This window comes from Vibrio sp. V08_P9A1T1 (assembly GCF_963874405.1).
Classification (GTDB): domain Bacteria; phylum Pseudomonadota; class Gammaproteobacteria; order Enterobacterales; family Vibrionaceae; genus Vibrio; species Vibrio anguillarum.
In genome coordinates, this window is the sequence record NZ_CAWNIB010000020.1 from 1 (window position 1) to 10,796 (window position 10,796).

The following is a 10,796-nucleotide window of genomic DNA, read 5'->3' on the forward strand; positions in this document are numbered from 1 at the left end:
AACAAAAGCTTGGCCATTTTTAATCAAAACTTTTTCTAGCTGATCAGCAAAGTGCTCAGCTTTCTTTTTTATTTCATCAACATTGTAATCAAACGCCACTTTCGACAGGTTACGTGCAACAAGTGAACTACTATTTTCATCAAACTTAAATTCACGCCGTGTGCGTTGCAACAAATGTAATAAATCATTTTTAGCGTTAAATTTTAAGCTTGTAAAAATATCTGGCAACTGAATCTCAACATATCGTCCAGCCAACCAAAAGCTCAGCATATTAATCATAAATTTGCCTCCTTTCTTTTTTCATCAATATAATTAGCTAAATCGATTACGCTTACTAAATACTCTGACTTTTGAGATTCACGAAAAGCGGTGATTGGTAGTCGATTAGCTGTCGCTCGATCCTTAGCAGTCCTTGGAGCCAAGCCAAAGTATTTCTCAGAAATCTGGCTCAATGGGACTACAGCTGTATTAAATTCAGCCATCAACAAAAAAAGTGTATTCAAAGTAAACTCCTCCATTTCCAATCTGAACTCAATTATTATCGTGCGTTTTAATGTGCAACATATAACGTGGATCTGCCCTTTCCGGGCACTTAGAGACGTTTTTTTAAGTGTTTAAGTGGAAAGCCTGTCAAGGGTTCCAGTGGCCGAATACGGGCTTTAAAGCGCCAGCCTTGCTCTGCTATGGAAAAATGAACTAAACGCGCGCTATGAGCTAAAGCGGCCACCCCTTGACTGGATTGGAACGTAATAGCCTTGACTTAGGAGGTTGGCTTTAGGCCGAAGGCCGCGCCATCCTCCTGAGTCCCCGGCGGCGAGGGGTTCCCCCTTGGGGGGGCGGAGGGGGGGTATCACTGGCCCCTAGCTTTAGCTAGGAAATGGCCAGGCATTATTTTCTTTTCCTCATAACTCACACAAAGTGAGATGTAGAAATAGTTTGTATCTTAATGATCTTAATGAAAAGAGCGGGTTTTGCGCATAACTTCCTTATGGTCGCAGATAGACAAATCTACCCGCTTGCAGATAAGAGTGGATAACTAGATTAATCCACAAGGAAAGCCACAGGAAGCACCTGAGCGCGTCAAAAATAAGAGGGAGTGATGTTAAAAGGTGGGGAGATCCTGCCGGATCTTGGCTTACAGGAACGACAAATGCCGGGCATGTGCCCGGTTAGGTTTTAATCCGATTGGATTTATTGAATGGTATCAGGTGGCGGGTGGCTAATGCCTATATCCATGCTGTTCAGGCGTTCCCAAACCAGCTTATTGAACTGCTCACTGCTTAGCTGGGCAAGCTCATGGGCAGGCATAGACTTGGTGAGGGCCGTAGCTACTTCATGCTTGCGTTCGTCCAAGCTCTTGGATGCTAGCTTGTTGCGGCGGCGTTGAGCGCCAGCGTTCTGCTTGCGGGCATCCCATGCACGTTTGAAAATTTGTTTACGCTTACGCATTCTCGCTTCTGCTACCGTGATGATCTCGCCTTCATCGGTAATGCCTTCATTGCGCAAAGCCAGCTGTTCTTCCCGCTGTATGTTCAGCTTTTCAAGGTTGGCACCCGCCAAGCGATAAAACTCATCAGTAAGCACCAGAACTTTAGGGAACCAAAAGCCATTAGCCTGATCCCATACCATGCCGCTTTTCGGGTTGGCTTCATCACCATCAGCGTGAACGTAACAAAGGCCAAACGGGATCATGACTTCATCAATGAAGCGGCTGATCCGACTTACGGTTACTTTGCTTTCAGTGATGTATTGCTCACCTGTTTCCGGGTCTGTTACCCACATTTTGGATACTTCGGCGGCCATATCTTCCAGATCAAGTTCCACGATACCTGTAGCCAGATCATGGCGTGAAAGCAGCATTTGAAACATCGGGTTGATGAGATTGCGACGCACGTCTTTGAAGTCACGCTGACGGCCTGCGGCCTGACGCAAGTGGACAAAGTGAGGATCACGGGAAATGTCGCGCTTACGACAGAAGTTGAACGTTTTACCCAGCTCACCCGGTAAATTCTTCCAAGATGCAGGACGGACGTAAACGGGCTTTGGGTTTAAGCAACAGGTGCTGTGAGTTCCTCTCTTGCGTTTGGTACTTTTACAACACAAGCCATTGGAGTGAGAGCTCGCTCCCCTTCCTGCTAATTTTACGTTATTAGAATACACCTTGACACTTCTCCAATCTGGAGAAGTAGTGCAATCTCAACAAATTTGACTTGTTAAAAACCCACATTTTGCTACACTAACCCTCGAATGAAAGACTAAACCCGCGAGGAGCGCCAACTCCGTTACCAGCGGGTTTTGTTTTATCTGTCATCAAGTTTTTGATTAGCGTAGCTATCTGTCCCACTTTCACATGTGAAAGTGAACGTGCCCCCTTACGTGCCCCTCAAAAAGAAAAACACAATCATTTCAGAGTCTTAGGCAAACAATCACTCCCATCGAGCATGGGTGCTACTGATAGCCTACAAGGGTGAGTCATGATTTAGATATCCCAATTCAGTCAGTTTCAATGGCTAAACTTACAGCCAAAAACAAAGTTTGGCATTGTAATCGCTTCGAGTTTATAGCGCCAACAGTTCTTCTTCTGTATCGTTTTGCATCGATATAAGGTAATTTAAGTACTATTTTCGTTGCAAACAACGATCACATCGCTAACTAACTCCAGAAAATGTTGTAGGCTACAAGGCTATTAATCTGGAAATAGTATATTATTATTAAAGTCCAATGGTTATGGTGATAAATTTGGACCACAAGCTAACGAAACAAATAGAAGAACTATGCGCAGCGAGAGGAGTACGACTAACTTCTCAACGAAAGAGAGTGTTTGAACTGATTTGTTCAAGCAAAAAAGCATCCAGTGCTTATGAATTGCTTGAAGATTTAAAGCAAAGCGAGCCCCAAGCGAAACCACCAACGGTGTATCGTGCTCTGGACTTTTTGTTAGAACAAGGCTTTATTCATAGAGTGGAGTCAACAAATAGCTTTATTTCATGTTGCTCTTGTAATGCTAATAAGCATTTCTCACACCTATTAATTTGTGACAAATGTGGCAATGTTATTGAACTTCAAGATGATAGTCTGATAGCCTTGCTAGCAAGCAACGCTGAGAAACACGGTTTTAACATCGTTAATCACGTTATTGAATCTCATGGTGTTTGCCAAACGTGTTCCTCAAGTCTGAAAGTATAAAAACAGTAGAAGAAGGTTATGCGCGCTGAATTTGTAAACCCGTTTTTAGCTTCTTTAATGAACGTGTTAAAAACGATGGCTTCATTAGAGTTGAAGCCACAGAAACCTCGTGTAAAGAAAGATGAGATTGCCCGTGGTGATGTCTCTGGCTTGATTGGTATGGTTGGTAGTCAAAGCCGCGGTTCCATGTCTATTACTTTTGATGAAAGTCTAGCATTGGAAATCATGCAAAATATGTTAGGTGAACGCCCCAACGGTCTCAATGAAGAAGTGACAGATATGGTCGGCGAAATCACCAACATGGTGACAGGCGGAGCTAAACGTATTCTTGCCGAGAGTGGTTTTGACTTTGATATGGCAACTCCGGTTGTTGTCTCAGGAAAAGGCCACACGATTCGTCATAAATGCGAAGGTGCAATTATTATCATGCCGTTTACCTCTCAGTGGGGTAACGCTTTTATCGAAATCTGTTTCGAGTAAGCTCTTTCATTAAAGAAAAAAAGGTTGATACCGTTAAGTATCAACCTTTTTTATTTGGATAAAACCTTACTCACATCCAAGTAAGGTTTTGACGCATTACGCTTTAAATGTCTTAAACGCGTTAATCAAACCATTGGTTGAGCTGTCGTGTGAACTCACTTGAGCATCGTCGGCTAACTCAGGCAGAATTTGGTTTGCTAACTGCTTACCAAGCTCAACGCCCCATTGATCGAAACTGAAGATATTCCAAATAACACCCTGTACGAAAATTTTATGCTCGTACATCGCAATCAGGTTGCCCAAAGTGCGTGGCGTGATCTGCTTAACTAAGATTGAGTTGGTTGGGCGGTTTCCTTCAAACACTTTAAATGGTGCGATTGCCGCCATTTCTTGTGCTGATTTGCCCGCCGCTTTTAGCTCAACTTCAACGGTTTGCTGCGTTTTTCCAAACGCTAACGCTTCTGTTTGAGCAAAAAAGTTCGACATCAATTTTTGGTGATGATCACCCGCTGGGTTATGGCTGAGCGCTGGCGCAATAAAATCACACGGGATTAATTTTGTTCCCTGGTGGATCAATTGATAAAAGGCGTGTTGACCATTAGTACCGGGCTCACCCCAAATGATTGGACCCGTTTGGTAAGTTACCGCTTGACCGTTACGATCTACGTATTTACCGTTTGATTCCATATTGCCCTGTTGGAAATAAGCGGCAAAGCGATGTAAGTATTGGTCATAAGGCAGAATCGCTTCTGATTCGGCGCCGTGGAAGTTGTTATACCAAATACCAATCAAGGCTAGGATCACAGGAATATTTTGCTCAAAAGGTGTCGCCACAAAATGTTGATCCATCTCATGCGCGCCTGACAGCAGTTCCACAAAGTTGTCATAGCCTACAGCCAATACAATGGATAGACCAATTGCTGACCATAGTGAGTAGCGTCCACCGACCCAATCCCAAAATTCGAACATGTTGTCTGTATCAATACCAAACTCAGCGACTGATTTCGCATTAGTCGACAGCGCCGCAAAATGTTTTGCAACATGAGTTTCATCGCCTGCTTCCGCTAAGAACCAATCACGAGCCGTATGTGCATTGGTCATGGTTTCTTGGGTAGTAAACGTCTTTGAAGCCACTAAAAATAGCGTGGTTTCTGGATTGACTTTTTTCAACGTTTCAACGATGTGTGTTCCATCAACGTTAGAAACGAAATGAAGATTAAGATGATTCTTATACGGCGCAAGTGCTTCTGTGACCATGTATGGGCCAAGGTCTGAACCACCAATACCAATGTTGACAATATCGGTAATCGCTTTACCAGTGTAACCTTTCCATTCACCAGAAATCACTCGTTCAGAAAACGATTTCATCTTCTCAAGTACCGCATTCACGGCTGGCATCACATCTTCACCATCAACCATGACCGGTGTGTTACTGCGGTTGCGTAACGCAGTGTGCAGTACGGCACGGCCTTCAGTTTGGTTGATCGCGCATCCTTGCAGCATAGCGTCGATGGCTGACTTTAGTTCAGTCTCATTCGCCAATGCTTGTAAATGTTGTAAGGTCTCTTCGTTGATCAAATTTTTTGAGTAATCAACAAGAATATCTGAACCAAAACGAGTCGAGAATTTATCGAAACGTTGTGCATCTTGTGCAAAAAGCGATTTAAGGTCCATATCTTGCGCTGATTCAAAATGCGCAGTCAGTGCTTTCCAAGCGTTGGTTTGCGTTGGATTGATATTTTTCAACATGGTATCTATCCCGATGTGACAGTAGGTTTTATTCCTATCATTCCTAAACTCTGTTTCAAAATGATGGAATCCCCGATTGAGCAAAAAAAGAAAATGGTATCGACTGCCTATATTTGGAAGGCAACACGTCGTTATTCGTTTTGTGAGCGCAATTATGACTCAGCTTACCCGCTCTCATATTGAGTTAGGTCAGGTAAACCTAATGGGTGCATACTCTGGCTTTATTGATACGACATCTCAACACGAGAAGTGAGTTTCGTCACTAACTCGTAAGCGATCGTGCCGATGTGAGAGGCCACTTCTTCTGCTGGTAGCTCTTTTCCCCATAAAATAACCTCATCACCCACCTTATCGCAGGCTTGTGGACCGAGATCGACCGTAAGCATATCCATTGAAACTCGCCCTGCAATCGGCACTTTACGCCCATTGACAACAACCGGAGTTCCATTGGGTGCAGTGCGAGGATAACCATCGCCATAGCCAATTGCGATAACACCAACCTTAGTGTCACGCAAGCTTGTCCAAGTGGCACCGTAGCCGACACTCTCTCCCGCTTTAACATCACGCACTGCGATCAAGTGTGATTTTAATGTCATTACAGGTTGATAGCCCAGCGCTTGCGCCGAGTTATCATCAAAAGGAGAAACGCCATACATAATAATACCTGGGCGAACCCACTCTAACTGGCTGTGCTTCCAAGCTAATAAACCAGCGGAGGCAGCAAGTGATCTTTCACCCTCATGACCTTTTGTCATTGCTAAAAATAGTTCAATTTGCTCAGAAGTCGTTGATTTATCGAGTTCATCGGCACAACCAAAATGACTCATATAACGCAATGGCTTCACTACGTTTTTACACGCTTGCAAACGTTCTAAAAAATCGGGGTATTGTTCTGGGCGCACACCTAAACGATGCATTCCGCTATCGATTTTCAACCAAACATTGACTGGGACATCTAATTGAGCTTGCTCTAAGGCGACTAACTGCTCCTCACAGTGAACAACGGTTTGAATGTTATTGGTCACCAATACGGCAAGATCCATCGGAGAATAAAAACCTTCAAGCAACAAGATAGGTTTTACCACACCGCTCGCTCTTAGTTGCAGCGCTTCTTCAATGCGCGCCACGCCAAATGCATCCGCGCCTAGTGCATGTTTCGCAACATGCCGAAGCCCATGACCATAACCATTTGCTTTGACCACCGCCATAATTTTACTGTTTGGTGCCTGCTGTTTTACTCGCTGTAGGTTGTGCTTTAACGCATCGAGATCGATGCAGGCGGTTGCCGCTTTCATGTAGCTCATCAAATTACTCATCGTCAAATGCAGGGCCTGCATAGTTGTCAAAACGAGAATACTGCCCTTGGAAGGTTAACCGTACAGACCCAATCGGGCCGTTACGTTGCTTACCTATAATAATCTCTGCGATACCCTTTAACGAACTATCAGGGTGATACACCTCGTCGCGATAAATGAACATGATCAAATCGGCATCTTGTTCTATCGAACCGGATTCACGCAAGTCGGAGTTGACTGGGCGTTTATCGGCGCGCTGCTCCAACGAACGGTTAAGCTGCGATAAAGCCACCACGGGCACATTCAATTCTTTAGCCAGCGCTTTTAACGAGCGAGAGATCTCCGCAATTTCTAAAGTACGGTTATCTGATTGCGAAGGAACTCGCATCAACTGCAAGTAGTCGACCATGATGAGCGACAAACCGCCATGCTCGCGCGCAATACGACGAGCTCTAGAACGAACCTCGGTAGGCGTTAGGCCTGAGCTATCATCTATGTACATATTTTTCTTTTTCATGAGAATACCCATGGTAGATGAAATTCGTGCCCAATCCTCATCATCCAGCTGCCCAGTACGAATTTTGGTTTGATCAACGCGAGAAAGCGATGCCAACATACGCATCATGATTTGTTCAGCTGGCATCTCAAGAGAGAAGATAAGAACCGGTTTTTCTTGCTCCATGGCCGCGTTTTCACACAAGTTCATGGCAAACGTCGTTTTACCCATAGAAGGGCGAGCAGCTACAATGATCAAATCAGAACCTTGTAAACCAGCCGTTTTCTTATTGAGATCAGCAAACCCCGTATTCACGCCCGTGACACCATCTTGTGGTGTTTTATACAGCAGTTCAATACGCTCTAAAGTTCTTTCTAAAATCGAATCGACATTCTGCGGGCCTTCATTTTCGCTGGTACGCTCCTCAGCAATGGCGAACACTTTACTTTCAGCCAGATCGAGCAAATCTTCCGAACTGCGCCCTTGCGGATCATAACCTGCATCCGCAATCTCATTGGCAACACCGATGAGGTTACGCACCAATGCTCGTTCCGCTACGATTTCAGCATAAGCATTAATGTTAGCCGCACTGGGCGTATTTTTCGCCAAATCCGCTAAATAGGCAAAACCGCCGACATCTTCCAGCTGTTCGCGACGCTCAAGATACTCAGATAATGTAATAAGATCGAGCGGCTTACTGGCTTCCAAAATCGATTTAGCTGCATCAAAAATTAAACGATGCGCACGGCTATAGAAGTCTTTGCTGACCACACGCTCAGCCACCGTATCCCAACGTTCGTTATCCAATAGCAAGCCTCCAATCACTGATTGCTCAGCTTCGATCGAATGTGGAGGAACTTTAATTGCGTCGACTTGTGCGTCAAACGGTTTACGATTTCGTTGATCTGTTCGTGGTGCAGCCATGACTTCGCTCAATACTATCTAATGACCGACCATTATAGCCAGAATAGATCATTTGTAATTATGTAAACGAAACTTTGTGTTTATCTCGTAGAGAATTAACCTCATGCTGACCAAACAGAACCGCCCTACACCTACTATTTCGCCCACTATTTTTATTCACTTTAGGGGTGCTTCGTGTCCAAAATTTGGTTTCTTAGTTTTAGCCTGTTCGCGATGAGTGCAGCTTATGCTAATGAGGATCTTAAAAACGATACGGAAATCGAAGTTTCTTCTCCTTGGAATAGCCAAGTCGAATTGGGTTACCAAGCCCACTCAGGTAATACTGATTCAGAGTCATTGAATTCACGAGTCAAGACAGAATACATAACAGGTCGCCATCGAACCAATGGTGAGTGGAAATTGTATCGTCTTGATAAAAATGGAAAAGAGAATAAGCGGCAGGCAAACTATTCGCTGCAAAGTGACTATAAGTTAGCTTCAAAAGCCTATCTATACGCAAACTTTAACGGTGTTGATTCGAAATACAGCGCCTATTTCAAAGACTACACGCTATCTGGTGGAATGGGTTACCAATTAATGAATACCGACATATTGCTATTAGAGATTGAAATAGGGCCCGGTTTTCGTTACCAAAAACCCAACCTAGATGAGATATCAAGTACGGATATTGTATTTGCAAATACAGTCGAAGAAGTCATATTTCGTGGTAACTTAAAAGGTGTTTGGGCAACTTTCGATAATTTAACCATCTCCTCTGAACTGACTCTTGTCGCAGGAGAAAGTAACATCAGAACCGATAGCGAACTCATTTTAACCAACCACATTACTGATTCGATTGCGTTGAAAGTGAACTTGTCTCGCCAATACCACGATAAGGTTCCAGCAGGACTAAGTAAAGCCGATAGCGTCACTTCATTTAGTTTACAGTTTCGTTTCTAGGTAGTTTGAAGATAAAAAAACACCAGCCAAGGCTGGTGTTTTCAATTCATCCGAAGACTGAAATTACTCAGCAACGATTTGAATTTTCGCAGTTGCAAACACTTCTGAGTGAAGTTGGATGCTCACTTCGAAAGAACCTACGTTACGTAGAGCACCTTCAGGTAGACGAACTTCGCTCTTAGATACTGCAACACCTGCCGCTGTAATAGCGTCAGCGATATCACGAGTACCAATAGAACCAAATAGTTTACCTTCATCGCCCGCTTTAGAAGTAATAACAACAGCTTCAAGAGCGTTAACTTGTTCAGCACGAGCTTGAGATGCAACAAGTTGCTCAGCAACTTTAGCTTCAAGTTCAGCACGACGAGTTTCAAACATTTCAACGTTAGATTTAGTTGCCATTACAGCCTTACCTTGTGGGATAAGGAAGTTACGAGCATAACCAGATTTCACGCTTACAGTGTCGCCAAGGCTGCCTAGGTTACCGATTTTATCAAGTAGAATAACTTGCATTGATTAATCCTCTTTCTTAATAAACGGTGCCAATTACTGATGTTTATCAGTGTATGGCAATAGAGCTAGGTAGCGAGAACGCTTGATTGCACGAGCTAGCTGACGTTGGTATTTAGCGCTAGTACCAGTGATACGGCTAGGTACGATTTTACCAGCTTCAGTTATGTAGTTTTTAAGAGTTGCTACATCTTTGTAATCAATCTCTTGTACGCCTTCTGCAGTGAAACGGCAGAATTTACGACGACGGAAGAAACGAGCCATGGGCTATCTCCTGATCTTAAATTTGAGTAATGTGGTCGGCATGTAGCACCAATTTACCTACGCCATTATGGCTAGTTTGGTAAGCGACAAAGCCACTTACGGTTATGGTGCTGCCTTGTACTAAGTGTTGAGTGAGATTCGTTGACCTCTGCCCACTGACGACTACCGGCATACGACAATAGACTTGTCTCGGTAAATCAGCTTCTATCACTGTTGAGCGATGTTCAAGCCAGAAACGGCAATGTTCAATACCCGCAGGACTTTGGCTTCGAATGGGAGGTTTTGCGACAGTGCCACTCAACTCCATCCGATTGGTCATCAAATCAATTACTCAGCGTCTGCATCGAAACGAGTTTCATCACGCTTAGAACGCTCTTCTTTAGCTTTCAGCATGATTGATGGCTCGGTGATAGCAGCTTTAGTACGCATGATCATGTTACGTAGAACTGCATCGTTAAAACGGAAAGCAGTTTCTAGCTCATCAATCACAGCTTGGTCAGCTTCAACGTTCATAAGAACGTAGTGAGCTTTGTGAAGCTTGTTGATTGGGTAAGCCATTTGACGACGACCCCAATCTTCTAGACGGTGGATAGTACCGCCAGTTTCAGTGATAGAACCAGTGTAACGCTCGATCATGCCAGCAACTTGCTCGCTTTGATCTGGGTGCACCATGAATACGATTTCATAATGACGCATCGGTTGCTCCTTACGGATTATTCAGCTTCCAGGTTTGGCTCGGTCGTCCATAGGAAGCAAGGAACGAAAAAAAAAGACCGAGAATTAAGGACGGCAAATAGTACAGAAACGAAGCAGGATTAGCAAGGGAAATGTACTAAGGGTCACATCAAACAAAAAGGGAAGCCTAAGCTTCCCTTTTTAATGCAGTGTGTGCATAAATTATCGAAAATTAAGCGATAACTTTAGCAACAACACCAGCACCTACTGTACGACCA

At 44.0% G+C, this 10,796-nt stretch carries 13 protein-coding genes; 3 read left to right on the top strand and 10 right to left on the bottom strand.

The features are described 5' to 3' along the window. The 3 genes from AACT21_RS01120 to repA form a co-directional block, all read right to left on the bottom strand. Positions 1–279, bottom strand: a 279-nt coding sequence (locus AACT21_RS01120) for a hypothetical protein (protein WP_141195249.1), incomplete at its 3' end; no start/stop codon positions are given. Further along, on the bottom strand, positions 276–503 hold the full coding sequence (locus AACT21_RS01125) for a pyocin activator PrtN family protein (protein WP_225484611.1): 228 nt from the start codon (positions 501–503) through the stop codon (positions 276–278). The genes AACT21_RS01120 and AACT21_RS01125, both read right to left, overlap by 4 nt. A gap of 688 nt (positions 504–1,191) precedes the next feature. Beyond that, positions 1,192–2,160: a plasmid replication initiator RepA gene (gene repA, locus AACT21_RS01130; RefSeq protein WP_254917197.1), complete on the bottom strand. Its 969-nt coding sequence runs from the start codon at positions 2,158–2,160 to the stop codon at positions 1,192–1,194. Positions 2,161–2,727: 567 nt separating this feature from the next. On the opposite strand from repA, the gene zur reads away from it, so the two are divergent. Together zur and AACT21_RS01140 are read left to right on the top strand one after the other, a co-directional pair. Beyond that, positions 2,728–3,186, top strand: a complete 459-nt coding sequence (gene zur / locus AACT21_RS01135) for a zinc uptake transcriptional repressor Zur (RefSeq protein ID WP_170908027.1) — start codon at positions 2,728–2,730, stop codon at positions 3,184–3,186. 18 nt (positions 3,187–3,204) lie between these two features. Next, a complete protein-coding gene (locus tag AACT21_RS01140) occupies positions 3,205–3,666 on the top strand; it encodes a chemotaxis protein CheX (protein WP_017043302.1) in 462 nt (153 codons plus the stop codon). A gap of 96 nt (positions 3,667–3,762) precedes the next feature. On the opposite strand, the gene pgi is transcribed toward AACT21_RS01140, so the two are convergent. The 3 genes from pgi to AACT21_RS01155 all read right to left on the bottom strand — a co-directional run bounded on the left by pgi (position 3,763) and on the right by AACT21_RS01155 (position 8,130). After that, entirely contained in the window at positions 3,763–5,415 is a 1,653-nt protein-coding gene (gene pgi, locus AACT21_RS01145) for a glucose-6-phosphate isomerase (protein WP_094164072.1), read from the bottom strand. 221 nt (positions 5,416–5,636) lie between these two features. Then, on the bottom strand, positions 5,637–6,710 hold the full coding sequence (gene alr, locus AACT21_RS01150; RefSeq protein WP_197056815.1) for an alanine racemase: 1,074 nt from the start codon (positions 6,708–6,710) through the stop codon (positions 5,637–5,639). Between the two features lie 13 nt (positions 6,711–6,723). Further along, positions 6,724–8,130, bottom strand: a complete 1,407-nt coding sequence (locus AACT21_RS01155; protein WP_094164073.1) for a replicative DNA helicase — start codon at positions 8,128–8,130, stop codon at positions 6,724–6,726. Positions 8,131–8,304: 174 nt separating this feature from the next. Between AACT21_RS01155 and AACT21_RS01160 the strand changes: the two genes are divergently transcribed. Next, complete coding sequence (locus AACT21_RS01160) at positions 8,305–9,069, top strand: DUF481 domain-containing protein (protein ID WP_094150247.1); 765 nt, start codon at positions 8,305–8,307, stop codon at positions 9,067–9,069. A 63-nt stretch (positions 9,070–9,132) separates the two neighbouring features. On the opposite strand, the gene rplI is transcribed toward AACT21_RS01160, so the two are convergent. From rplI to rpsF, 4 genes are read right to left on the bottom strand one after another with little or no spacing between them, the layout of a single operon-like run. Next, a complete protein-coding gene (rplI, locus tag AACT21_RS01165) occupies positions 9,133–9,582 on the bottom strand; it encodes a 50S ribosomal protein L9 (protein ID WP_013857917.1) in 450 nt (149 codons plus the stop codon). Between the two features lie 33 nt (positions 9,583–9,615). Further along, on the bottom strand, positions 9,616–9,843 hold the full coding sequence (gene rpsR, locus AACT21_RS01170) for a 30S ribosomal protein S18 (protein WP_000090472.1): 228 nt from the start codon (positions 9,841–9,843) through the stop codon (positions 9,616–9,618). 16 nt (positions 9,844–9,859) lie between these two features. Next, on the bottom strand, positions 9,860–10,162 hold the full coding sequence (gene priB / locus AACT21_RS01175) for a primosomal replication protein N (RefSeq protein ID WP_026027846.1): 303 nt from the start codon (positions 10,160–10,162) through the stop codon (positions 9,860–9,862). 8 nt (positions 10,163–10,170) lie between these two features. Next, complete coding sequence (rpsF, locus tag AACT21_RS01180) at positions 10,171–10,539, bottom strand: 30S ribosomal protein S6 (protein WP_013857919.1); 369 nt, start codon at positions 10,537–10,539, stop codon at positions 10,171–10,173. Positions 10,540–10,796 lie beyond the last annotated feature (257 nt).